Origin of the sequence: Aurantimonas sp. HBX-1, from assembly GCF_021391535.1 — a bacterium.
GTDB lineage: Bacteria > Pseudomonadota > Alphaproteobacteria > Rhizobiales > Rhizobiaceae > Aurantimonas.
Genome location: NZ_CP090066.1, coordinates 851,775 through 873,823, shown reverse-complemented (window position 1 = coordinate 873,823; position 22,049 = coordinate 851,775). Strand labels below are relative to the sequence as shown.

General features: G+C 68.3%; 22 protein-coding genes. 6 read left to right on the top strand and 16 right to left on the bottom strand.

What is annotated here, in order from left to right; all coding sequences use genetic code 11:
- Positions 1 to 10: 10 nt before the first annotated feature.
- On the bottom strand, positions 11 to 1,429 hold the full coding sequence (locus LXB15_RS04035; RefSeq protein WP_233951042.1) for an NAD(P)-dependent oxidoreductase: 1,419 nt from the start codon (positions 1,427 to 1,429) through the stop codon (positions 11 to 13).
- 246 nt (positions 1,430 to 1,675) lie between these two features.
- On the opposite strand from LXB15_RS04035, the gene LXB15_RS04030 reads away from it, so the two are divergent.
- The 3 genes from LXB15_RS04030 to LXB15_RS04020 all read left to right on the top strand — a co-directional run bounded on the left by LXB15_RS04030 (position 1,676) and on the right by LXB15_RS04020 (position 5,216).
- Positions 1,676 to 2,764 carry a YihY/virulence factor BrkB family protein gene (locus LXB15_RS04030; RefSeq protein ID WP_233951040.1) on the top strand — a complete coding sequence of 363 codons (1,089 nt, stop codon included), beginning with the start codon at positions 1,676 to 1,678 and terminating at the stop codon, positions 2,762 to 2,764.
- 241 nt (positions 2,765 to 3,005) lie between these two features.
- Positions 3,006 to 4,625 (top strand): peptide chain release factor 3, encoded by a 1,620-nt coding sequence (locus LXB15_RS04025; protein ID WP_370640170.1) that lies wholly within the window; start codon positions 3,006 to 3,008, stop codon positions 4,623 to 4,625.
- A 78-nt stretch (positions 4,626 to 4,703) separates the two neighbouring features.
- The gene (locus tag LXB15_RS04020; RefSeq protein ID WP_233951038.1) at positions 4,704 to 5,216 is read left to right on the top strand and encodes a DUF427 domain-containing protein; all 513 of its coding nucleotides are present in this window, start codon (positions 4,704 to 4,706) and stop codon (positions 5,214 to 5,216) included.
- Between the two features lie 27 nt (positions 5,217 to 5,243).
- Here the strand turns inward: LXB15_RS04020 and LXB15_RS04015 are convergent, their stop codons facing one another.
- The 9 genes from LXB15_RS04015 to LXB15_RS03975 are packed head-to-tail and all read right to left on the bottom strand — an operon-like array spanning position 5,244 to position 12,514.
- The gene (locus LXB15_RS04015; RefSeq protein WP_233951036.1) at positions 5,244 to 6,035 is read right to left on the bottom strand and encodes an SDR family NAD(P)-dependent oxidoreductase; all 792 of its coding nucleotides are present in this window, start codon (positions 6,033 to 6,035) and stop codon (positions 5,244 to 5,246) included.
- Positions 6,032 to 6,415 (bottom strand): DUF423 domain-containing protein, encoded by a 384-nt coding sequence (locus LXB15_RS04010; RefSeq protein WP_233951034.1) that lies wholly within the window; start codon positions 6,413 to 6,415, stop codon positions 6,032 to 6,034. The genes LXB15_RS04015 and LXB15_RS04010 overlap by 4 nt, the downstream gene beginning before the upstream one ends.
- A 25-nt stretch (positions 6,416 to 6,440) precedes the next feature.
- Positions 6,441 to 6,848, bottom strand: a complete 408-nt coding sequence (gene mnhG, locus LXB15_RS04005) for a monovalent cation/H(+) antiporter subunit G (RefSeq protein ID WP_233951032.1) — start codon at positions 6,846 to 6,848, stop codon at positions 6,441 to 6,443.
- Positions 6,845 to 7,201 carry a cation:proton antiporter gene (locus tag LXB15_RS04000; protein WP_233951030.1) on the bottom strand — a complete coding sequence of 119 codons (357 nt, stop codon included), beginning with the start codon at positions 7,199 to 7,201 and terminating at the stop codon, positions 6,845 to 6,847. The genes mnhG and LXB15_RS04000 overlap by 4 nt, the downstream gene beginning before the upstream one ends.
- Complete coding sequence (locus LXB15_RS03995; protein WP_233951028.1) at positions 7,198 to 7,668, bottom strand: Na+/H+ antiporter subunit E; 471 nt, start codon at positions 7,666 to 7,668, stop codon at positions 7,198 to 7,200. The genes LXB15_RS04000 and LXB15_RS03995 overlap by 4 nt, the downstream gene beginning before the upstream one ends.
- A complete protein-coding gene (locus LXB15_RS03990; protein ID WP_233951027.1) occupies positions 7,665 to 9,362 on the bottom strand; it encodes a proton-conducting transporter membrane subunit in 1,698 nt (565 codons plus the stop codon). Before LXB15_RS03990 ends, LXB15_RS03995 begins: the two co-directional genes overlap by 4 nt.
- Position 9,363: 1 nt before the next feature.
- A complete protein-coding gene (locus LXB15_RS03985; protein WP_233951026.1) occupies positions 9,364 to 9,741 on the bottom strand; it encodes a Na+/H+ antiporter subunit C in 378 nt (125 codons plus the stop codon).
- Positions 9,741 to 10,160: an MnhB domain-containing protein gene (locus LXB15_RS03980; RefSeq protein WP_233951025.1), complete on the bottom strand. Its 420-nt coding sequence runs from the start codon at positions 10,158 to 10,160 to the stop codon at positions 9,741 to 9,743. The genes LXB15_RS03985 and LXB15_RS03980 overlap by 1 nt, the downstream gene beginning before the upstream one ends.
- A complete protein-coding gene (locus LXB15_RS03975) occupies positions 10,157 to 12,514 on the bottom strand; it encodes a putative monovalent cation/H+ antiporter subunit A (RefSeq protein WP_233951024.1) in 2,358 nt (785 codons plus the stop codon). The genes LXB15_RS03980 and LXB15_RS03975 overlap by 4 nt, the downstream gene beginning before the upstream one ends.
- Before the next feature lie 330 nt (positions 12,515 to 12,844).
- Here LXB15_RS03975 and LXB15_RS03970 point away from each other — a divergent pair, with 330 nt between their 5' ends.
- Positions 12,845 to 14,956, top strand: coding sequence for a S9 family peptidase (locus LXB15_RS03970; RefSeq protein WP_233951023.1), 2,112 nt, complete (start codon positions 12,845 to 12,847; stop codon positions 14,954 to 14,956).
- A 13-nt stretch (positions 14,957 to 14,969) separates the two neighbouring features.
- Here the strand turns inward: LXB15_RS03970 and LXB15_RS03965 are convergent, their stop codons facing one another.
- The 4 genes from LXB15_RS03965 to LXB15_RS03950 all read right to left on the bottom strand — a co-directional run bounded on the left by LXB15_RS03965 (position 14,970) and on the right by LXB15_RS03950 (position 18,266).
- The gene (locus tag LXB15_RS03965; protein WP_233951021.1) at positions 14,970 to 15,914 is read right to left on the bottom strand and encodes a cytochrome c; all 945 of its coding nucleotides are present in this window, start codon (positions 15,912 to 15,914) and stop codon (positions 14,970 to 14,972) included.
- Positions 15,915 to 16,016: 102 nt separating this feature from the next.
- On the bottom strand, positions 16,017 to 16,481 hold the full coding sequence (locus LXB15_RS03960; protein ID WP_233951019.1) for a cytochrome c: 465 nt from the start codon (positions 16,479 to 16,481) through the stop codon (positions 16,017 to 16,019).
- Positions 16,482 to 16,668: 187 nt separating this feature from the next.
- Positions 16,669 to 17,271, bottom strand: a complete 603-nt coding sequence (locus LXB15_RS03955; protein WP_233951017.1) for a superoxide dismutase — start codon at positions 17,269 to 17,271, stop codon at positions 16,669 to 16,671.
- A gap of 131 nt (positions 17,272 to 17,402) precedes the next feature.
- The gene (locus LXB15_RS03950) at positions 17,403 to 18,266 is read right to left on the bottom strand and encodes a branched-chain amino acid aminotransferase (protein ID WP_233951015.1); all 864 of its coding nucleotides are present in this window, start codon (positions 18,264 to 18,266) and stop codon (positions 17,403 to 17,405) included.
- 185 nt (positions 18,267 to 18,451) lie between these two features.
- Here LXB15_RS03950 and LXB15_RS03945 point away from each other — a divergent pair, with 185 nt between their 5' ends.
- Positions 18,452 to 19,114: a haloacid dehalogenase type II gene (locus LXB15_RS03945; protein WP_233951013.1), complete on the top strand. Its 663-nt coding sequence runs from the start codon at positions 18,452 to 18,454 to the stop codon at positions 19,112 to 19,114.
- A 124-nt stretch (positions 19,115 to 19,238) separates the two neighbouring features.
- The gene (locus LXB15_RS03940; RefSeq protein WP_233951011.1) at positions 19,239 to 19,964 is read left to right on the top strand and encodes a L,D-transpeptidase; all 726 of its coding nucleotides are present in this window, start codon (positions 19,239 to 19,241) and stop codon (positions 19,962 to 19,964) included.
- 76 nt (positions 19,965 to 20,040) lie between these two features.
- On the opposite strand, the gene LXB15_RS03935 is transcribed toward LXB15_RS03940, so the two are convergent.
- The gene (locus tag LXB15_RS03935) at positions 20,041 to 20,280 is read right to left on the bottom strand and encodes an NINE protein (RefSeq protein WP_233951009.1); all 240 of its coding nucleotides are present in this window, start codon (positions 20,278 to 20,280) and stop codon (positions 20,041 to 20,043) included.
- Between the two features lie 104 nt (positions 20,281 to 20,384).
- Complete coding sequence (locus tag LXB15_RS03930) at positions 20,385 to 22,040, bottom strand: helicase HerA-like C-terminal domain-containing protein (RefSeq protein WP_233951007.1); 1,656 nt, start codon at positions 22,038 to 22,040, stop codon at positions 20,385 to 20,387.
- Positions 22,041 to 22,049: the final 9 nt, after the last annotated feature.

Sequence of the window (22,049 nt, the reverse complement as noted above, 5' to 3'; positions counted from 1 at the left end):
GCTCTGCTCCTTACGCCGTGCCGGGGAGTGCGGCTTTGACCGCGTCGATGGCCCGCGACATCAGGCCCGCAGGTTGGGACAGCGCGGCGTGAATGCTGGCGGCGGCGATCTTGCCGTCCTCGACCGCGACCACCGTGAGATCGTCGCCGTCGGCGATGCAGTCGCCGCCGGCCCAGACGCCGGAAAGGCTGGTGCGGCGCTCGCCGTCGACCTTGATCCGGCCCTTCTCGAGCGCCACCGCGGCGGTCTCGGCAGATATGCCGTCCGGCTCGAAGCACTGCCCGATCGCTCTGAACACCTGGTCGGCGGCAATCGTCACCAGTTCCCCGGTCGCGGCCAGTCGCCCGTCGCCGTCCACGGCAGTCCGCTCCAGCTCGATGCCGACGACCTGGCCGCCATGCGCCAGAATGCGCTTCGGCTGCAGGTTGCAGCGGAGGTGGACACCGCGCGTCTGGGCGATCTCCTGCTCGTAGCCGGAGGCGTTCATCGCTTCCTGGCCGCGGCGATAGGCGATGGTCACCTCCTCGGCGCCGAGCGCGCGGGCCTGCACGGCGGCGTCGATGGCGGTCATGCCGCCGCCGATGACCACGACGCGGCGCCCGACGGGCAGGCCCGCCAGGTCCGCCGCCTGGCGCAGTTCGGCGATCCAGCCGACGGCGTCGCGGCTGCCGCCGCTGTGCTCGCCCTCGGCGCCGAGCGCGTTGACGCCCGCCAGCCCGAGCCCGAGAAACACCGCGTCGAACTCGCGGCGAAGCTCGGCGAGATGGATGTCGCGACCCAGCTGCTTGCCGGTCTCCAGCGTGATGCCGCCGATCGACAGGATGAACGCGACCTCGCGCTGGGCGAAGTCCTCCGTCGCCTTGTAGGCGGCGATGCCGTACTCGTTGAGGCCGCCGGGCTTCGGCCGCGCGTCGTAGAGCGTGACGTCATGGCCGAGCGTCGCCAGGCGATGCGCGCAGGAAAGCCCGGCGGGTCCCGCGCCGACCACCGCGACGCGCTTGCCGGTGGGTTCCGCCCGCACGAAGGGGTGAACGCCCTTCTCCATCAGGATGTCGGTCGCGTAGCGTTGCAGCAGCCCGATCTTCACCGGCTTGCCCTCGGCGATCTCGCGCACGCAGACCTCCTCGCAGAGCGTCTCGGTGGGGCAGACGCGGGCGCACATGCCGCCGAGGATGTTCGAGGACAGGATGGTCTTTGCCGCGCCGGTCGGGTTGCCGGCCTGGATTTCGCGTATGAACAGCGGGATGTCGATCGAGGTCGGACAGGCCGTCATGCAGGGCGCGTCGTAGCAGAAATAGCAGCGATCGGCCTCGACCAGCGCCTCGTGCGCTTCGAGCGGCGGATGGATGTCGGCGAAGTTGCGGGCCAGCGCCTCCCGTTCGAGCCGTCCGGCGGCGATGTCGGGGCGAATCGGGTGGGCTTCGTTCATCGCGGCACTCCCCAGGCGCGTCGGTCCGCCGGCTCGTCGGACGCCGTGTCGGAACGGAATTTAGAATGATCCGAATTCCGGATGCCGTCAATTTTTTTGACCGGACGATCAAAAACGGGAGCGGCGCCCGCTGGTCAGCCGCCTTTCCCGGCCCGCCGCGCTGGCGGGAACGGCATCGGACGCCTGTCGTTGTGTCGAAGCAGCCCTGCCTTCCCGCCCCTCCTGTGACGTGCTTCGAGAACCCCCATGAGCCAATCCTCCCGCGGCCGCGATGCAGCGAAACCCTCCGACATCCCGGCGCGCGGCTGGAAGGAGATTCTCTGGCGGGTCTACAGCGAGATCAACGAGGACCGCGTCATGCTGATCGCGGCGGGCGTGACCTACTACCTGCTGCTGGCCATGGTGCCGAGCCTCTCGGCGCTGATCGCGATCTACGGGCTGTTCGCCGATCCCGCGACCGTCCAGGAACATGCCCAGGCGCTAAGCGGCTTCGTGCCGAGCGGTGGCATGGAGATCCTCAACGACCAGATGGCGCGGCTCGCCGAAGGCGGTCGCACGACGCTCGGCGTCACCTTCGCGATCTCGCTGGCAATCGCCCTGTGGAGCGCCAATGCCGGCATGAAGTCGCTCTTCCAGGCGATGAACGTCGCCTACAACGAGCGGGAGACGCGCAGCTTCTTCAAGATCACCGCGATCTCCCTGATCTTCACGCTCTCGGCGATCCTCGGCGTGATCTGCATGATCGGCGTGGTCGTCGTCGTGCCCACTGTCCTGTCGTTCCTGGGCCTCGGCGAGGCGACCGAATGGCTGATCCGCATCGGGTCGTTCGTCGGGCTGATCCTGCTGGCTTCGCTGGCTGCCGCCGCCCTGTTCCGCTGGGGCCCGGACCGGGAGAATGCCCGCTGGGAGTGGATCACCCCCGGCACCGTGCTGTCTGTGATCGTCGTCGTGGCGGTGTCGGCGCTGTTTTCCTACTACGTCGCGAATTTCGGCTCCTACAACGAGACCTACGGCTCGCTCGGCGCGCTGATCGGCTTCCTCACCTGGATCTGGCTGGCGGTGACGATCCTCATCGTCGGGGCCGAGCTGAACAGCGAGATGGAGCACCAGACCGCCGAGGACACGACCACCGCCCCCGAGCGCCCCATCGGGCAGCGGGGCGCCCGCATGGCCGACACCGTCGCCGATGGGCCGAACGACGGTGGTGCCGACGAAGTGCCGCGCGAAAGGCCGCAGCGGGAGGAGCGGAAACGCCATTCGCCCGGCAGCCTCGCCTTCGCGCTTCCGGCCGCCCTGCTCCTGACCTTCCTGGAGCGCCGCTCCCGGCGGCGCTGACCCGGACCCCGGACGGGCCGGCGCAAAGGGCGGACGGGGGTGCCATTCGGGCGCTTTTCGGCCCCTAAACCGGGAAATGACACGGCGCGGCGTGCAATGCGGGTCGAAAGCGACTATTTCGGGCTCACTGCCGGTTTTCTGAAACGGACGCATGGTAGCGGCGTCGGCCATCGGGCGGCCGGCGCCGGCAGCAGCGCCGTTGCGCGGCGACCTCCGATCCGGCCACACAGGGAATGACATCTTGAGCGCGACCGCCTTTTCCGAGACGATCCCGGCCAAAACGCCGAAGGAAGAAGCTGCCGGGCATCACAGCCGCCGCACCTTCGCGATCATCTCCCATCCCGATGCCGGCAAGACGACGCTGACGGAGAAGCTGCTGCTGGCCGGCGGCGCCATCGAGATGGCCGGGGCGGTGCGCTCCAAGGGCAACGGCCGGCGCGCCAAATCCGACTGGATGGACATCGAGAAGAGCCGCGGCATCTCGGTGACCTCGTCGGTGATGACCTTCGAGCGCGACGGTATCACCTTCAACCTGCTCGACACGCCCGGCCACAGCGACTTCTCCGAGGACACCTACCGGACGCTGACCGCCGTCGACAGCGCCATCATGGTCATCGACGCGGCCAAGGGCATCGAGGCCCAGACCCGCAAGCTGTTCGAGATCTGCCGGCTGCGCGACATCCCGATCATCACCTTCGTCAACAAGGTCGACCGCGAAGGCCGCGACCCGTTCGAACTGCTCGACGAGATCGAGGAGCAGCTGGCGCTTACCGTCGCGCCGCTCGTCTGGCCGGTCGGCCAGGGCGGCCTGTTCAAGGGCTGCTACAACCTCGCCAGCAACGACTTCCTGTTCGCCGGCAGCGACAAGACCGTACATTACGAGGGCGGTCTCGACGATCCGGCGCTGATCAAGGCGTTGCCCGCCGACATCTACGCGGGCTTCCGCGATTCCGCCGAGCTGGCGGCCGAGGGTTATGCGGACTTCGACCCCGAGGCCTACCGGCAGGGCCATCTGACCCCGGTGATCTTCGGCAGCGCGCTGCAGAACTTTGCCGTCGACCAGCTGATGGACGTGATCGCCGAGCACGCCCCCTCGCCGCGCCCGCAGCCCTCCGACAAGGGCCCGGTCGATCCCGACGGCGACAAGGTCTCCGGCTTCGTCTTCAAGGTGCAGGCGAACATGGATCCCAAGCACCGCGACCGCGTCGCCTTCGTGCGGTTCTGCTCGGGCCATTTCAAGCGCGGCATGAAGCTCGACCACGTGCGCTCCGGCAAGCCGATCGCCGTCTCCAACCCGATCTACTTCTTCGCCCAGGAGCGCGCACTTACCGAGGAGGCCTATGCCGGCGACGTCATCGGCATCCCCAACCACGGCACGCTGAGGGTCGGCGACACGCTGACCGAGGGCGAGAATTTCCGCTTCACCGGCCTGCCCGCCTTCGCGCCGGAAGTGCTGCGGCGGGTGCGTCTGGAAGATTCGATGAAGCTGAAGCAGCTGCGCCGGGGCCTGGAGGATCTCGCCGAGGAAGGCCTCGTGCAGGTGTTCCGCCCGTCGATCGGCTCGGACTGGATCGTCGGCGTCGTCGGGCCGCTGCAGCTCGACGTGCTCGCCTCCCGCATCGCCGGCGAATACAAGGCCGATGTCAGCTTCGAGCCGGTGCCGTTCAACGTCGCGCGCTGGATTCGCTCGGACAACGAGGTGAAGCTGCAAGCCTTCATCCGCGAGAACATCACCCATGTCTCGCGCGACCGCGACGGGCGGCCGGTCTATCTCTGCAAGGACAGCTGGGACCTGCGCTTCATGATGGACCGCAACAAGGACATCGCCTTCGACGCCACCCGCGAGATCGTCTCGATGTGATCCGTCGGGCGGGCGCTCACGCGTCCGCCCGGCGATATGTCGCGGGGAACCTGCCCTGCCGCGCGCTATCTTCTGGTCATGCGCTTAACCCGCCCCCTCCCCGTCACCCCCGATCCGGTCCGTCCCGGCCAGGAGAGCGTCTGGGCCTTCCCGCGCCCCGCACGGCTCGAACCCGTCTCGTTTCACCTGGTGGTGCGCTTCGCCGGCCGGATCGTCGCCGAGACCCGGCGCGGCTTCCGGGCGATCGAGACCAGCCACCCGCCGTCCTACTATTTCCCGCCCGACGACGTCGCGCCGGGCGTCCTGAAGCCGTCGTCGGCGCGGACGCTGTGCGAGTGGAAGGGCGGCGCGGTGTATTTCGATCTCGTCGCGGGGGAGCATGTGGTGCACGACGCGGCGTGGTCGTATCCGCGTCCGGCGCCGGATTTCGCCCCCGCCACCGACTATATCGCCTTCTATCCGGGGCGGGTGGAGGCCTGCTTCGTCGACGGCGAGAAGGTCGTGCCGCAGGAGGGCAGCTTCTACGGCGGCTGGATCACCAGCCACGTCGCGGGCCCGTTCAAGGGGCCGCCCGGGACGGCCGGCTGGTAGGCTCGTCGAAAAGGCTGGCGAGCCGCCTCAGCCCATGAACTGGCCGCCATTCACCTCGATGACCTGGCCGGTGACATAGCCAGACAGGATGTCGCTCGCCAGAAACACATAGGCCGGGGCGCAGTCTTCCGCGGCGCCGAGCCGGCGCAGCGGGATCGCAGCGGCCGTCGCCGCCAGCTTCTCCGGCGAGGAATAGCGCCGGTGGAAATCCGTCATGATCGTGCCCGGCGAGACGGCGTTGACGCGGATGCCGTCCGGCGCGAGTTCGCGCGCCAGCGCCCGCGTCCAGGTGGAAATGAACGCCTTCGACGCCGAATAGAGCGACGAGCCGGGGCTGCCGCCGATCGTCGCCGAGATCGACGAGGTGTTGACGATCGCCGCGCCCCCGGCGGCCTTCAGCGCCGGCAGCAGCGCGGTGGTCAGGGCCACCACCGAGCGGATGTTGAGGTCGAGCACCTTGTCGTACTGCGCCGGGGTGACGTCGGCCGCCGCGATCCTCCCGCCCATCGTGCCGGCGTTGTTGACGAGGGCGTGGATGGGCCCCGGCACCGCTGCGAGAATGTCCGCCGCCAGCCGTTCGCCACCATCGATGGCGGCAAGATCGCCGGTGAGGAGCGTCAGCCGCTCGCGATGCGCCGGCGGCAGGCCGGCCAGGAGATCGGTCTCGGCATGATCGAGCGAGCGGCCGGCGTGGGCGACAACCGTCGCGCCGCAGGCGAGGAACGCCCGCGCGACGGCTGCCCCGATGCCGCGGCCGGCGCCGGTCACGACGACCGTCTTGCCCGCGAACAGGCCCGCATCGAAACCGTTCATCGTCATTTGCCCGTCTCCCGCTTCGTCCGGGCCGTGCGCAGGCCCCATGCCGCACCCGAGAGGGCGATGCCCAGCCAGGCCGCGATGAGCATCCCGCCGCCGATCGGCGCCGCGTTGGCGAACAGCCGGTCGCCGGCGAGGACGCGGGCAGCCAGATCGCCGGAGAACAGCAGCGTCCCGGCGATCATCGCCAGGCCGGCGAGATCCGCCCAACGTCCGAGGAATGGCTGCAGCGCCGCAAGCCCGAGCAGTGCCGGGGCATGCACCAGCGCGATGGCGGCGGCGGTCGCCACCAGCCGCACCTCGCCGCCGTGCGCTGCCAGCGCCGCGCCGGCGACGCCGGCCGCCCCGAACAGTCCAGCAAACAGGACCAGCAGCGCGGCCATCACGTGCTCCCGGCTGCGGGGCGCGTCACGGCTGGTCGATCGCCGGCTGCGGCGACGGATTGCGCGCGCTCGCCGGCGCGTCGGTGCCGCCATTCGTCGGCCGCGGCGGCGGCATCTCGTCGAGCACAGACTCCGGCCCGAGCTTGTAGCCGACCGAATAGGCCGCCTTGGCGAGGAGATGCGCGGCGAGCGGCGCGGTCAGGAGGATGAACACCACCGCTGCCAGTGCCCGGAGCGCCGCGGGTGTCGAGTCCGAGGTCATGGCGAGGGCCAGCAACAGCATGCCCGCGCCGACGGCGCCGGCCTTGGAGGCCGAGTGCATGCGGGTATAGACGTCCGGCAGGCGCAGGATGCCGAGCGCCGCAACCGCGGCGAAGGCGGAACCCGCCAGCACCAGGAGCCCGGCAAGGATCAGGACGAGATCGCCAATCATGGTCGTTTCCCTTCCGACAGGCCCGCTTTGACCTGCCGCGGCGTCTCGCGCGGCAGGTGCTCGCTCTTGCCCCGCGACAGGATGAAGCGCGCAAAGGCGATGGTCGCCAGGAAGCCGACGAGGCAGAGCCCGATCGCGACATCTACGTAGAGCGTGTAGCCGCTGTCCATGGCGATGACCGCGATGAAGGCGATCGCCACGTTGGTCAGCACGTCCAGCGCCAGCACCCGGTCCGGCAGGGTCGGCCCCAGCAGGATCCGGATGACCGTCAGCAGGAAGGCGATGCAGAGCAGGACCAGGGCGGCCGTCAGCGCCACCTCGAAGAACCACACGGCGAAATCGTGGAAGGTCATCGGAAGACCTCCAGGATACGCGCCTCGAAGCCGTCCCGGATGGAGGCTTTCGCCGCCTCCGGATCGGAGCAGTCGAAGGCATGGATATAGAGCGTCGAGCGGTCCTCGGAGACGTCGATGGAGAGGGTTCCCGGCGTCAGGGTGATCATGTTGGCGAGCAGCGTGATCTCGGCATCGCTCTTGACCCGCAGCGGGAATGCCAGGATCCCCGGCTTGAGGTCCATTTTCGGCGTCAGCACGACGATCGCGACGCTCCAGGCCGACTTGAGGAGCTCCCACAGGAACAGCAGGAACAGCGAGAAGCCGAGCCGCGCCCGCCGGATGTAGCCGACGTCCTCGTGCTCGCGGATCAGGAACAGCGCGACCGCCCCGAGCAGGAAGCCGAAGACCAGGTTCGCCACGGTGAACGAACCAGAGACGATGACCCAGATCAGCGCCAGGACGAGGTTGAACAGCAGCAGGGTCATGGGGCGCCTCCGAACACCGACGACAGATAGGCCGACGGATCGATGACCCCCGCAGCCGCGACGTCGGTCAGGCGTGCCAGCCATTCCGGCCAGACGCCGGCGGCGAGAACGAAGACGGCCAGCCCCAGCAGCGGCAGCAGCGACATGGCGCCGTAAAGGCCGGGCGCCGGCACCGCCGGATGGCCCGCCGGCGAAGACGCCGCGCCCGCGCTTGCCGGTATGTCGGTCTCAGGTACCGGGCGCCAGAAGGCGAGCGCGAAGACCCGGGCGCTGGCGACCGTCAACAGGAAGCCGGAGACCAGGATCGCCGCCGCCAGCCAGGGCATGTCGGCGACGATGGTCGCTCGCACCAGCGCGACCTTCGGCCAGAAGCCGGAGAACGGCGGCAGCCCGGAGACCGCGAACAGGAACACCAGCATCAGCGCCGCGAGCAGCGGCGTGCGGCGCCACAGGCCGCCCATCAGCGCCAGCGACGACGAGCCGGCCAGCGACGACGCCACTCCGGCGGTCAGGTACAGCGCCGTCATCACCACGATCGAATGTAGCGCGTAGTAGATCGATCCCGACAGGCCGGTCTGCAACGCGCCGGCCTGCGTCGCGGCCGCCGCCGCGAGCTCGCCGGCGGGCCCCGCCTGCGCCACCATCACCGCGGCGACCTGCGGCAGGGCCAGCCCCGCCATGATCGTGCCGATGCCCGAGACGACCGTGTAGTTGAGAAGCCGCCGGAGATCGCTCTGGGCCAGCGCGCCGAGTGCGCCGACCATCATGGTCAGGCCGGCGATCCACCCGATCACCGGCGCCAGCCCGGCATGCTCGGCTGGAAACAGCATCAGCAGGAGGCGGATCAGCGCGTAGACGCCAACCTTGGTCAGCAGGCCGGCGAACAGCGCCGACACCACGAAGCGGGGCGTGTGGTAGGAGGCCGGGAGCCAGAAATGCAGCGGGAAGGCTGCCGCCTTCAGCGACAGCGAAGCGAGGTACAGCGCGCCGATCGTATAGACGGCGCTGTCGTTCTGCATCGCCGCCGCCTTGATGGCGATATCCGCCATATTGAGCGTCCCGAAGACGCCGTAGAGATAGCCGGTGGCAATCAGGAACAGCGTCGTGCCGACGAGATTGAGGAAGCAGTACTTGGTCGCGCCGTCGAGCTGCTCGTGCCGGGAGCCGAGGATCAGCAGGCCGAACGAGCCGATCAGCAGCACCTCGAACCAGACATAGAGATTGAAAACGTCGCCGGTGAGGAAAGCGCCCGAGACGCCGCCCATCATCAGGAACATGAACGGGAAGAAGCCATAGCGCCGTTCGGTCGGACTGACCGACGCGACCGCGTAGATGCCGCAGGCGAGCGCCACGAAGCCCGAGACCGCCAGGAACAGCGCGCCCATCATGTCGATCGTGAAGGCGATGCCGAAGGGCGGCTTCCAGCCGCCCATCATCATCGTCCACGGCCCCTCGGCAGCGACCTTGACGAGCACCGCGACATCGAGGGCGAACAGCAGAACGAGCCCGGGAATCGCGACATAGGCCTGCCGGTCGACGCGCTTGCGCATCATCAGGATGCCGGCCCCGAACAGGAAGCAGACCAGCACGGGCAGGACGATCAGATAGTCGGACGCGGCGACCGGGGCGGTCAGCATCGCCTCCGCCTTCAGCATCTCCAGGCTGTGTTCCACGGTCGGGCCTGTCGCCTCCATGTCAGTATCCGAGGGGCGGGAGCCCCTCGTTCTCGGGTTCGGCGAGCCGCATCTCGTCGGTGTTGTCGGTCTCCAGATCCTCGTAGGTGCGATAGGTCAGCACCAGCAGGAAAGCGAAGAACGAGAACGAGATGACGATCGCCGTCAGGATCAGCGCCTGCGGCAGCGGGTTGGCGATCAGGCTCGCCGGAACGGAGAGGTTCCCGGGAATGATCGGCGGCGCGGCAGGTCCCACCCGGCCGGCGGTGAAGATCAGCAGATTGACCGCGTTGCCCAGCAGCACGACGCCGAGCAGCATCCGGATGATGCGCCGCGAGGTGATCAGATAGACCGCCGCGGCGAACAGGCATGCCACGGCCACGGAAAGCACGGTTTCCATCAGTCTGTATCCCTCTCTTCGAGTGCGAGGGCGATCGAGCTGATGGCGCCGACGACCACGAGATAGACGCCGATGTCGAAGAACAGCGGCGTCGAGATCCCGACATCGCCGCCGAGGATGCCAGGGAAGGCCCAGAGGCCGGTGAGGAACTGCGCCGAGACGACGAGCGAGGCCACCCCCGACAGCACCGCCAGCATCAGGCCGGAAGCCGCGATCGCCATCGGGTGGAAATACATCGCCCGCCGCACCGGGGCGACGCCGCAGGCGATGCCGTAGATGCCGAATGCCGAGGCGGCGATGAGCCCGCCGATGAAGCCGCCCCCCGCCTCGTTGTGCCCCCGCAGCAGGACGAAGAACGAGAACAGCACCATCAGGCTGGTCAGATACGGCGCGACGAAGCGAAAGATGATCGTCCTCACGGCGTCTTCTCCAGCGGGTTCACGTAGCGCACGCCCTTGGGTCCGACGCGGACCCGGATGAGCGCCAGGACGGCAAGGCCGGTCACCATCACCACGGCGATCTCCCCCATCGTATCAACGCCGCGGAAGTCGACCAGGATGACGTTGACGATGTTGCGCCCATGCGCGATCGCGTAGCTGTAGCGCTCGAAGAAGTCCGACAGCGACCGGTCGAACGGCCGCTGCGCGATCGACAGCAGGAACAGCCCGAAGCCGGACCCGGCGGCGATGGCCAGGAAGCCGGCCTGCAGCTTGTCACGCCGGGGCCGGTGGTCGGAGACCGACAGCTTCAGCCGGGTCATCGCCAGGGTCAGGATGACCACCGACAGCGTCTCCACCATGAACTGGGTGAACGAGAGATCCGGGGCGCCGAGCAGCATGAAGATCAGCGCGACGGCAAAACCCTGGATGCCGAGGGCGAGAATGGCAGTCAGCCGGTTGGTCGCCAGCACGACTGGCAGGATCCCGCCCAGAAGCAGTGCGAAGACCGCCCACTCGTAAAAATGCAGGCGGGGGAATGCCGGGATCGCCGGCCAGCCGCCCGTGTAGATCAGCGGGCCAAACAGGGCGGCGATGATCACAGCGATGGTGACCGCCATGTACTGGTCGAGCTGCCCCGGCTGCAGCAGCCGGGTGATCGCGGTGGCGCTGCGGATCAGCCCGCGCATCGCCTGGTCGAAGCCCTTGTCCGGACCCCAGCCGATTGCGGCGAGGAAGCCGCCGATGCCGGCGCGCAGGCGATCCGACAGGAGATAGATGGCGACGCCGAGCGCGATGGTGGCCATCGACAGCGCGAAGGCGAGGTTGAGATGCGGCACCCAGCCGATCTCGATCGTCACGGGCGCGCCGACCGCCGCCGAGGCCATCGGCCCGGAGAACAGCCGGTGGTAGGTCGCGTAGAACAGCGCGCCGAGGAGGCCGGCGACGCCGAGGACGAGCGGGCCGAGCCAGATGGTGAGGCCGCCTTCGTGCGGATGGTGGATGGTTTCGGGCATCCGGCCGACGAAGGGTTTCAGCGCCACGATGAAGGCTGCGGCGAACATCAGCGCATTGCCGAGGATCGCGGCGATCATCAGCGCGACGTAGTACGGATCGGCATATTCCAGCGCGTGGTAGAGCTCTTCCTTGGCGAGGAAGCCGACGAAGGGCGTCACGCCGCCCATCGACAAGGCGCAGAGCATCGCCGCGGCGAAGGTGACCGGCATCGCCCGGCCGAGCCCGCCGAGCTGGTCGATCTCCCGCGTGTGGGCGCCATGGTCGACCGAACCGGCGACCATGAACAGGCCGCCCTTGAACAGCGAGTGGGCGATCAGATAGAGCACCGCGCCGACGATCGCCGCCTCCGTCCCGACACCGATCAGCATGACCAGCAGCCCCAGCGAGGCGACGGTCGTATAGGCGAGCGTGATCTTGATTTCGCTGGCGCGGACCGCCAGCAACGCGCCGACAACCAGGGTGACGGCGCCGAAGGCCGGCAGGATGGTGGTCCAGAGCGTCGTGTCGCCGAGCGCCGGATGGAAGCGCAGCAGCAGGTAGATCCCGGCCTTCACCATCGTCGCCGAATGCAGATAGGCCGAGACCGGCGTCGGGGCTTCCATGGCGTTGGGTAGCCAGACGTGGAACGGCATCTGCGCGGACTTGGTGAAGGCGCCGCAGAGGACGAGGATGAATATCGGAACGTAGAGCGCGCTGTCCCGCAGGGCGTCGCCCGCCGCCAGCACCTCGGTCATGGAGGCAAGGCCGGTCAGTTCGCGGATCACGATGAAGCCCGCCAGCAGCGCAAGGCCGCCGCCGCCGGTGATCACCAGCGCCTGGATCGCGCCGCGGCGCGCGGCTTCCCGGTGATGGTCGAAGCCGATCAGCAGGAACGAGGTGATCGACGTCAGCTCCCAATAGACGAACAGCGTCATCAGGTCGTCGGCGAGGACGAGACCGAGCATCGAGCCCATGAACAGGAAGATGAAGGAGAAGAACCGCCCCTGGTCCCTGTGCCCGGCGAGGTAGCCGCCGGAATAGAGCACGATCAGCGTGCCGATGCCGGTGATCAGCAGGCCGAAGACGGTGGAAAGCCCGTCCAGCCGGAAGGAGAAGCGGACGTCGAAGGACGGGATCCAGTCGAAGCCGAACAGGAACACGTCGCCCGCCGCAACGCCGGGGACCGCGCCGAACAGGATGACGAAGGCTGCGGCCGGCGCCAGCGCCAGCGGCCAGGCGGCATGCTGGCCGAGAAAGCGGGTGAGGAGAGGAGCGAGCGCCGCGGCGAGGAACGGCAATGCGAGGGCGATATATCCGGTCGTTGCCTCGATGCCTGTCATCCGGCGCGTCCACCCCTTCGATCCGGTATCGCCGCTCGGGGCGACGCTGCTGCGGGCCCTCTCATAGTCAGGCGGCCGCGCCCCGACAAGCTCTTCTCGCTGACGCCGAGTTGACACAGAATTGATCGGCGCAGGGGGTTCCCGCGCGCCTGCATCCGGTGCGTCGGCGCGGTCGGACGGCACCTGTGGCGTGCGCTGCCGCGAGAGACGACGATTAGTGGTTGGCAAACCAACAGGTTTTGTATTGTAACTGTTCCGACTAATATGCATCGGACCGGTTCGATCCTTCGGACGACAGGCGATCCCCCAACTTTCCGGCCAGCACGACTCATGAAGCAATCCCCTGTCGACGTCGTGAAGCTCGTGCCGCCTGTTGCAACGCAGCAGCTGCGGACGGACATCCGCCATGGTCGCGAGCGCGCCGACGCCTATGGCTGGCTGCGCGCGGAAAACTGGCAGGACGTGTTCAAGGACACCTCTGTCCTCGACCCGGTGATCCGCGACCACCTGCTGGCCGAGAACGCCTATCAGCAGCAGGTGATGGCCGGCACCGAGGCGCTGCGGGACACGCTGGTCGCCGAGCTGCGCGGGCGGATCAAGGAAGACGATTCATCGGTTCCCGCGCCCGACGGCGAATGGGCCTATGGCATCGCCTACGAGGCGGGCGCCGAATATCCGCGGATCATCCGTCGTCCGCGCGACGGCAGCGACGACGATGCGACGGTCATCCTCGACGGCGCCAGGGAAGCCGCGGACCGGCCGTATTTCTCGATCGGCGGCGTCGGCCACTCGCCCGACCACCGCTGGCTCTCCTGGTCGCATGACGACAAGGGCTCGGAATTCTACACCGTCTCCATCCGCGACATCGAGACCGGCAAGGACCTCGACGTCAGGATCGAGGACACCAGCGGCGGCGCCGTCTGGTCGGCGCGCTCGAACGGGCTGTTCTATACGCGGCTCGACTCCAACCACCGGCCGAGCCGGGTCTTCTTCCACCGGCTCGGCAGCGACCCGCACGACGACGCGCTGATCTACGAGGAGACCGACACCGGCTTCTTCATGGGCGTCGGCAAGACCCAGTCCGGCGAGTTCGTGGTCATCGACATCCACGACCACGAGACGTCCGAGGCGTGGCTGATCCCCGCCAACAACCCCGCCGCCGAGCCGCGCCTCGTCGCCGAACGCGAGACCGCGGTCGAATACGACGTCGATGAGGGCGACGGCACGCTCTACATCCTCACCAATGCCGACGGCGCCCACGACTTCAAGATCGTCACCGCGCCGACCGACGCATCGCGCCGGTCGGACTGGAGCGAATACGTCCCGCACGAGGATGGCAGGCTGATCCTCAGCCACATGGTCCTGAAGCGGCATCTGATCTGGATGGAGCGGCGCGAAGGTCTGCCCCGCATCGTCGTCAAGCGCCTCTCCGACGGCGAGGAGCATGCGATCGCCTTCGAGGAGGAAGCCTATTCGCTGGGCCTCGCCGGCACCTACGAGTTCGACACCGACACGATCCGCTTCACCTATTCGTCTCTGACGACGCCGACCCAGACCTACGACTACGACGTGGCGACCCGCCAGCGCACCCTGCTGAAGACGCAGGAAGTGCCGTCCGGCCACGACCCCGAGGACTACGTCACCCGGCGGATCTTCGCGCCGGCTCTGGACGGCGAACTCGTGCCGATCTCGCTGCTCTACCGCAAGGACCTCAAGCTTGACGGCACGGCGCCGTGCCTGCTCTACGGCTACGGCTCCTACGGCATCGCGATCCCCGCCTCCTTCAACGCCAATGCGCTGTCGCTGGTCGACCGCGGCTTCATCTGGGCGATCGCCCATGTCCGGGGCGGCAAGGACAAGGGCTTTGCCTGGTACGACGCCGGCCGGCGGCGCAACAAGGCCAATACCTTTACCGACTTCATCGCCTGCGCCGACCACCTCGTCGCCGAGAACTACACCAGCTACGAGCGCATCGTCGCCGAGGGCGGCTCGGCGGGGGGCATGCTGATGGGCGCCGTCGCCAACATGGCGCCGGAGAAGTTCGGCGGCATCATCGCCGTGGTCCCGTTCGTTGACGTGCTGAACACGATGCTCGACGACACGCTGCCGCTGACCCCGCCGGAATGGCCCGAATGGGGCAACCCGATCCTCTCCGGCGAGGACTACGAGGTGATCTCCACCTACAGCCCCTACGACAACGTCAAGCGGCAGGCCTATCCGCCGATGCTGGTGCTGGCCGGTCTGACCGATCCGCGCGTCACCTACTGGGAACCCGCCAAATGGGTTGCGCGGCTGCGCGAGATGAAGACCGACGACAATCCGGTGCTGCTGCGCACCAACATGGATTCCGGCCATGGCGGCGCCTCCGGCCGCTTCTCCAAGCTGGAGGAGATCGCCTATATCTACGCCTTCGCGCTGAAGCTGATGGGCAAGGCCGCATAGCACCGCGCCCGCATTATTCAGCGGGCGGCGAAGCCTCGCTGTCGCGCGCCGGCACCGCCTTCAGATACGCCGCGATCGCCTGCCGGTCCGCCTCCGGCAGCCGCGCCAGGTTGCGCTGCACCGCCACCATCGCGCCGCCGACGGAATCGAAGTCCGGCGTGAAGCCGCTCTCGAAATAATAGGCGAGGTCGCTCGCCGACCATGAAGCGATACCCGATTCCGACGGCGTGATGTTGGGCACCCGGCCCTTGCCCTCGGGATTGGGCGCCCCGGCAAGCCAGCGGTCTTCCTCCAGCCCCCCGGCGCCGCCGAGAGAGCGCGGCGTGTGGCACTGGCCGCAATGGCCCGGGCCCTCCACCAGCGAGCGGCCGGCTATGGCGGCTGCCGGCGCGTCGGCGGGCAGCGCCACGATCGGCTGGTCGTCGCCGAGATAGAGCAGCTTCCAGAGCCCGATGCCGCGGCGGACCGAGAATGGAAAGGCGAGGTCGTTGTCGGGCGCCCTGCCCGCGACCGGCGGCAGCGTCTTCATGTAGGCCCAGAGATCGGCGACCGCCTGCGGCTGCATCTTGATGTAGGACGTGTAGGGAAAGGCCGGGTAGAGATGACGGCCCTCCGGGTCGACGCCGCGCCGCATGGCGTTGGCGAAGTCGGCAAGGCTCCAGGCGCCGATGCCGTCCTGCGGATCCGGCGAGATGTTCGGCGCGTGGAACGTGCCGAAATCCGTCGACAGCGGCGCGCCACCACCGAGTCTCAGCAACGCGTCGCCCTCGGCCCTCGCGGCGGCATGGCACGAACTGCAACCGCCGGCCCAGAACAGCCGCTCGCCATTGCCGGCATCCGCCGACGCCTCGTCGCCGAGGCTCGCCGCGTCGAGACGCTGCGGAACGGTGAGGAGATAGACCACCCCCGCACCGGCGAGAACGGCGACGAAGACGAAGGTGAGGATCCGCTCGATCATCGGGCGCCGTCCCTTGTCGGGGCCGCACGTTCCCGGGCAGGCGCCGTCCGATCAGCCGCAATGCGTGGCGTGATCGGCACCGCCGGCCGGGATCGCCGCGGTTCAGCCTTCCTTGTCGATCCGGAAGTCCTCGTGGCAGCCCTTGCAGTTCTCGGCGACGCGCCCGAACACCTGCCTGAACGCCTCGAGATCCTGCGGCGCGGCGTCGATCGCCGCCTGGGTATCCTCCTGGAACTTGACCAGCGCTGCCTGGAACTCGGCCGGGCGCTCCCAGATCGCCGGTGCCGCCTCGGTGTCCTCGCCGGTCTTGGAATCTTCCGGGAAATAGTCCCCGAACTCCATGGCGACGTCGTGCATCTGGGTGAAGATGGTCGCCGCCGTCGCCGGGTCGAAGGTCGCTTCGCCTTTGATCATCTCGCTGGCGCCTTTCGCCGACTTGCCGTTCTTCTTCATCAGCTCCTGGCGCTGCTTGATCGGATCGGTGTTCTGCGCGCCGGCCGGCAGGACGGCAAGAGAGAGACTGAGGGTCGCCAGGGCGACGGCGGCGGTGAAAAATCGGGCCTGCATGAGACGATCTCCTCCTTGGGGCCAGGGCCGCGTCGAGCGGACCTGTGGCAGCGAGTTGACCCGAGTTTCTGGAATCGTTCAATCGAATATGCGCCCCCTCCTCACGAAAGCGTTGCCGGAACGCAAAAAGGCCCCGCGGACAGGACATCCGCGGGGCCTCGACGTCTAGACTTCTCGGGAGACGATCTTAGCGGGCCGCCGCCTCGTAGCGCTCGAGCACGTAGTCCCAGTTGATGAGGTTGTCGACGAAGGCCCCGAGATACTTCGGCCGGGCATTGCGGTAGTCGATGTAGTAGGAATGCTCCCACACGTCGACGCCGAGGATCGGCTCGGCTCCGTGCACCAGCGGGTTCTCGCCGTTCGGGGTCTTCATGATCTCCAGCTTGCCGTTCTTCACGGCAACCCAGGCCCAGCCGGAGCCGAACTGGCCGGCGCCCGCGGTCTCGAAGTCGGCCTTGAACTTGTCATAGCCGCCGAGGTCGCTGTCGAACGCCGTCTGCAGCTTGCCGGGCAGGCTCTTGCCGCCGCCGCCGGGCTTCATCCACTTCCAGAAATGGATGTGGTTGTAGTGCTGGCCGGCATTGTTGAAGAGCGCCTGGTCGGTGCCGTAGGACTTCTTCACCACTTCCTCGAGCGGCAGGTCGGCCATGCCGGCCTTCTCGGCCAGCTCGTTGCCCTTGGTGACATAGGCCTGGTGGTGCTTGTCGTGATGGTACTCGAGGGTCTCCTTCGACATGTAGGGACCCAGCGCGTCGTAGGCGTAGGGAAGATCCGGCAGGGTGAAAGCCATTGTGCAGTCTCCTTCTGGTGTTGGCGACCTGGCGCGGCGGCAACCCAAGGGGCGGCCGACGTGCCGAATTCGGCGTGCGGGAAGCTAGGGCCGATGTGCGCGCCTGCCACCGCCCCGGCCGATCGAAGTGCTCAGGCCGCCTGCCGCGCGAAGTCCATGTAGAGTTCGCGGGCGCGGCCATAGGCCGGTCCCGGCTGCAGCGTGCGGTCCTCGATGCGCGTCACCGGCACCACCTTCGAATGGTTTCCGGTCGAGAAAATCTCGTCGGCGGCTGCGAAATCCGCCACCGTGAGCGAGCGCTCGACGACGTCCCATCCGTCGTCGCGCAGCAGCGCGATCACCCGCTGGCGCGTGATCCCGTTGAGGAAGCAGCCGTTCGGCACCGGCGTGTGGACGACGCCGTCCCGGACCATGAAGATGTTCGACGTCCCGGTTTCGGCGACATTGCCGAGCATGTCGAGGACCAGCGCGTTGTCGAAGCCGCGCCCGCGGGCCTCAAGGATCGCCCGCGCGTTGTTGGGATAGAGGCAGCCGGCCTTGGCCAGCGTCGGCATGGTCTCCGGCGTCGGCCGGCGGAACGGCGAGACGGTCAGCGAAAAGCCCGCGGGCGAGATCATCGGCGATTCGTAGAGGCACAGGCAGAACCGGGTGGATTCCGGCTCGGCCGGCACGCCCATGTAGCCGCCCTCCTCCGCCCAGTACATCGGCCGGATGTAGACCGCCGTCGCCCCGTCGAAGGATTGCAGCCCCTCCCAGGTCAGGCGTTCGATCTCCGCGGCCTCCATGGTCGGCTTCAGGCCCAGCGCCTCGGCGGAACGGTTGACCCGCTGGCAGTGGGCGGCAAGGTCGGGCGCCAGCCCGTCGAACCAGCGGGCGCCGTCGAACACCGTGCTGCCGAGCCACATCGCATGGCTGCGGGGGCCGATCAGCGGCGGGTTGCCGTCGTGCCAGCTTCCATCGACATAGCTGCGCGTGCGGGACAATTCCTGTGGCATCGAGCGGTCGCTCCGGTCAGCTTCGCGCCTGCGGCGCATGGGACGATTGCGGCGGCACAGTTAGCGCGAGACGGCGGGACCGTCACGGGATGATTTCCGCCCGGCGGCGGGAAGGCGCTTTTCCCCTGTCCGCCACGACGCTATGACCCGGGATGTCGTCCGCCCACCCGGCCAGGAGGTCCAGCTTGCATTCCGTCTATGTCTTCGATGCCTACGGCACGCTCTTCGACACCGGCGCGGCCGCCGCACGGCACGCCGGCGACCTTGGCGAATCCGGCCGGCTCCTCTCCGACATCTGGCGCCGCAAGCAGCTCGAATATTCCTGGGTGCGCAGCCTGATGGGCCGCGTCGACCGGGATTTCTGGCAGCTGACGGAAGACGCGCTCGACTACGCCTTCCAGAAGGTGCCGCAGGCCGACAAGGGCCTGCGCGCCAAGCTGCTCGACGCCTATCGCGACCTCGACACCTTCCCGGAGGTGCCGGCGACCCTGCGGGCGTTGCGGGCGCGTGAGGCCCGACTCGCCATCCTCTCCAACGGCTCGCACGACATGCTGCGCAGCGCCTTGCGCTCGGCCGGCATCGAGGATCTCTTCGACGGCGTGTTCTCCGCGGAGGACTGCGGCGCCTACAAGACGGCACCGGCCATCTACGAACTCGTCACCACGGAGTTCCGGCTCTACCCGAACGCCGTCTCGTTCCAGTCGTCGAACCGCTGGGACATCGCCGGGGCAAGCCGTTTCGGCTTCCACACCGTGTGGATCAACCGGACGAGCGAGCCCGACGAATATCCGGACCTCCAGCCGAACGCGGTCCTGCCGGACCTGCGCGGATTGGTCGGAAGACTTTAACCGGCCGTAAGCTCAACTGACCGTGAACGGGGAACCATCGGGACGACCGGTGGTTTTCGCAAAAAATGACAACCGACCGGGCGCCGCATCTTCCAGGAAGCCCGGCACAGCAAGGCTGGACACCATGACGCCACGTGACGAGGGTCACCCTTCCCGACGCAAGTTCCTGATGGGCCTCGGCCTCGGGGCAACCGCCCTGGTCGCCGGCTGCACCTCCGGCCCCCGCGCCAGCATCGTCGGCGTCGCCTATCCCGGCGCGGCCGGCGGCGGCGGCCTCTTCCGCAGCGTCGACCCACGTTATGCGCGGATGTACAGCCGTGTCGTCGATGCCGGCCACGTCATCCCCGCCCCCGACCTGTCGCGCATCGACCCGATGTACTACCGGCAGGAAGTCGCCGATCCGACCGGCGAGCGCCCCGGAACCGTGGTCGTCGATACGGCCTCGCGCTTCGCCTATGTCGTCATGCCCGGCGGCCGGGCGATGCGCTACGGCGTCGGCGTCGGTCGCGAGGGCTTCGGCTGGTCGGGGCGCGCCGTGGTCCAGTGGAAGCGCAAGTGGCCGACCTGGACGCCGCCGCGCGAGATGATCGCGCGCAAGCCGGAGCTGGCGCAGTATGCCGACGGCATGGAGCCCGGCATCGCCAATCCGCTCGGCGCCCGGGCGCTCTATCTGTTCCAGGGCGGCAAGGACACGCTGTACCGGCTGCACGGCACGCCGGAATACTGGACGATCGGCACCAGCGGCTCGTCCGGCTGCATCCGCTTCATGAACCAGGACATCATCGACCTGTACGACCGCGTCCCCACCGGTTCGCCGGTGGTGGTGCGCCAGGGCGGCCTGTCGGTCTGACGCAAACGGCGGCGGTGGCCGGAAAATGCCGATCACCGCCCCGCGCCGCTCCCAGTGGGCGCGGGCGCTCCGCCGATCAGGCGATGCGCTGGCGCTCGCGCTCCATCAGGTCGATCCGGCTTTCGAGGTTTTCCTCGCGCACCATGCCCGGGATCAGGAACAGGTCGATGAACTGCCCGATGCCGAGAAGGCCGAGGGTCAGCAGCCAGAGCAGCCCGGTCCAGGGACGACCCAGGTAGAACCGGTGCAGGCCGCATATCCCGCCGAGGCAGAGCAGCCAGAGGATGTAGGAGGCAAGCGTCGACTTCCGGTTCATGATGGTCCTTCCCGTTTCTTTTGCTCAGATGGGCCTTGCTGCGGGAAATTGAAAGACGTCCGCCCGCCCGGCGTTTTATCCGTGCCCCGGCGCCGCAAGCCCGATCAGCGCCCGCGTTTCAGGCTGCCGAGAATGCCCCGGACGATGGCGTTGGTGACCGTGGAGGCGACGGTCCGCCCCACCTGCTTCATGATCGTCTCGGTCACCGTCTGGCGCTGATAGCCGGACGATCGCGGCCGGGCCGGCGCGCGGCCACGCGGCTCGGCGCGCTCGGCCTCCTCGCCGTCGTCGAAATCCGGCAGCTGGAACCCGGTCCGGGTCCGGCGCGGCGTTTCCTCCGGCCCCTCTTCCTCCCGACGGCGTGCGGCATCGGCACGCCGTTCGGCCTCGCCGTTCCGTCGTTCGGCCGCGGCCTCGTCTTCCAGCCGGCGCCGCTCGGCCTCCTGCTGCAGCTCCTTCTCCGCGCGTCCGACCAGCATCTCGTAGGCCGATTCCCGGTCCACCGTGTGGTCATACAGCCCCGCCACCGGGCTGCGGGCGATCACGGCGGCCCGCTCCTCAGGAGTGATCGTGCCGAGCCGGGCGGCGGGCGGCCGGATCAGCGTCCGCTCGACCATCGAGGGCACGCCGCCTTTGCCGAGGGTCGAGACCAGCGCCTCGCCGACGCCCAGCTGGGTGATCGCCTCGTAGCAGTCGAACGCCGGGTTCGGCCGGAACGTCTCGGCCGCCACCTTCACCGCCTTCTGCTCGCGCGGCGTATAGGCCCGCAGCGCATGCTGCACCCGGTTGCCGAGCTGCGCCAGCACGCCTTCCGGAACGTCGAGCGGGTTCTGCGTGACGAAATAGACGCCGACGCCCTTCGAGCGGATCAGCTTCACCACCTGCTCGACCCGGTCGACCAGCACCTTCGGCGCACCGTCGAAGAGCAGGTGCGCCTCGTCGAAGAAGAACACCAGCTTCGGCTTCTCCACGTCGCCGACCTCCGGCAGTTCCTCGAAGAGCTCGGAGAGCAGCCACAGCAGGAAGGTCGCATAGAGCCGCGGGTTCATCATCAGCCGGTCGGCGGCGAGCACGTTGACGATGCCGCGGCCGTCCCGGTCGGTGCGCATCAGGTCGGCGATGGCCAGCGCCGGCTCGCCGAAGAAGCTCGCGGCGCCCTGCTGCTCCAGCACCAGCAGCGACCGCTGGATGGCCCCGACCGAGGCCTTGGCGACATTGCCGTAGAGCCGCGAGACGCTGTCGGCATTGTCGGCGACATGCGCCAGCATCGCCTGCAGGTCCTTGAGGTCGAGGAGCAGCATCTGCTCCTCGTCGGCGATCTTGAAGACGATGTTGAGCACGCCCTCCTGCGCCTCGGAGAGATTCATCAGCCGCGACAGCAGCAGCGGGCCCATCTCCGAGACGGTGGCGCGGACCGGGTGGCCCTGCTCGCCGAAGATGTCCCAGAACACCGCCGGGAAGAGGTCGTGGTAATAGGGCTCGAGCCCGATCTGGTGCGCCCGCTCGACCAGGAAGTCCTTCGGCTCGCCGCGCTCGGCGATGCCGGCGAGGTCGCCCTTGATGTCGGCGCAGAACACCGGGACGCCGGCGTCCGAGAAGCCCTCGGCGAGAATCTGCAGCGTCACGGTCTTGCCGGTGCCGGTCGCCCCGGTCACGAGCCCGTGGCGGTTGGCGAGACGCAGGTCGAGATACTCGCCCTGTTGCATGGCGCCCTGCGGGTCGCGGCTCGTCCCGATGAAAATCCGTCCCGCTTCGAGCATGCGCTTCCC

Excerpts from the sequence above, each read along its gene's own strand:
- LXB15_RS03965 (WP_233951021.1), bottom strand. The coding sequence starts at position 15,914 with ATGATCGAGCGGATCCTCACCTTCGTCTTCGTCGCCGTTCTCGCCGGT.
- LXB15_RS04000 (WP_233951030.1), bottom strand. The coding sequence starts at position 7,201 with ATGACCTTCCACGATTTCGCCGTGTGGTTCTTCGAGGTGGCGCTGACG.
- LXB15_RS03985 (WP_233951026.1), bottom strand. The coding sequence starts at position 9,741 with ATGGAAACCGTGCTTTCCGTGGCCGTGGCATGCCTGTTCGCCGCGGCG.
- LXB15_RS03940 (WP_233951011.1), top strand. The coding sequence starts at position 19,239 with ATGACGCCACGTGACGAGGGTCACCCTTCCCGACGCAAGTTCCTGATG.
- LXB15_RS03995 (WP_233951028.1), bottom strand. The coding sequence starts at position 7,668 with ATGACCCTGCTGCTGTTCAACCTCGTCCTGGCGCTGATCTGGGTCATC.
- LXB15_RS03960 (WP_233951019.1), bottom strand. The coding sequence starts at position 16,481 with ATGCAGGCCCGATTTTTCACCGCCGCCGTCGCCCTGGCGACCCTCAGT.
- LXB15_RS04010 (WP_233951034.1), bottom strand. The coding sequence starts at position 6,415 with ATGGCCGCGCTGCTGGTCCTGTTTGCTGGACTGTTCGGGGCGGCCGGC.
- LXB15_RS03970 (WP_233951023.1), top strand. The coding sequence starts at position 12,845 with ATGAAGCAATCCCCTGTCGACGTCGTGAAGCTCGTGCCGCCTGTTGCA.
- LXB15_RS03955 (WP_233951017.1), bottom strand. The coding sequence starts at position 17,271 with ATGGCTTTCACCCTGCCGGATCTTCCCTACGCCTACGACGCGCTGGGT.
- LXB15_RS04015 (WP_233951036.1), bottom strand. The coding sequence starts at position 6,035 with ATGACGATGAACGGTTTCGATGCGGGCCTGTTCGCGGGCAAGACGGTC.
- mnhG (WP_233951032.1), bottom strand. The coding sequence starts at position 6,848 with ATGATTGGCGATCTCGTCCTGATCCTTGCCGGGCTCCTGGTGCTGGCG.
- LXB15_RS03950 (WP_233951015.1), bottom strand. The coding sequence starts at position 18,266 with ATGCCACAGGAATTGTCCCGCACGCGCAGCTATGTCGATGGAAGCTGG.
- LXB15_RS03990 (WP_233951027.1), bottom strand. The coding sequence starts at position 9,362 with ATGGAGGCGACAGGCCCGACCGTGGAACACAGCCTGGAGATGCTGAAG.
- LXB15_RS03935 (WP_233951009.1), bottom strand. The coding sequence starts at position 20,280 with ATGAACCGGAAGTCGACGCTTGCCTCCTACATCCTCTGGCTGCTCTGC.
- LXB15_RS04020 (WP_233951038.1), top strand. The coding sequence starts at position 4,704 with ATGCGCTTAACCCGCCCCCTCCCCGTCACCCCCGATCCGGTCCGTCCC.
- LXB15_RS04030 (WP_233951040.1), top strand. The coding sequence starts at position 1,676 with ATGAGCCAATCCTCCCGCGGCCGCGATGCAGCGAAACCCTCCGACATC.
- LXB15_RS04035 (WP_233951042.1), bottom strand. The coding sequence starts at position 1,429 with ATGAACGAAGCCCACCCGATTCGCCCCGACATCGCCGCCGGACGGCTC.
- LXB15_RS03975 (WP_233951024.1), bottom strand. The coding sequence starts at position 12,514 with ATGACAGGCATCGAGGCAACGACCGGATATATCGCCCTCGCATTGCCG.
- LXB15_RS03930 (WP_233951007.1), bottom strand. The coding sequence starts at position 22,040 with ATGCTCGAAGCGGGACGGATTTTCATCGGGACGAGCCGCGACCCGCAG.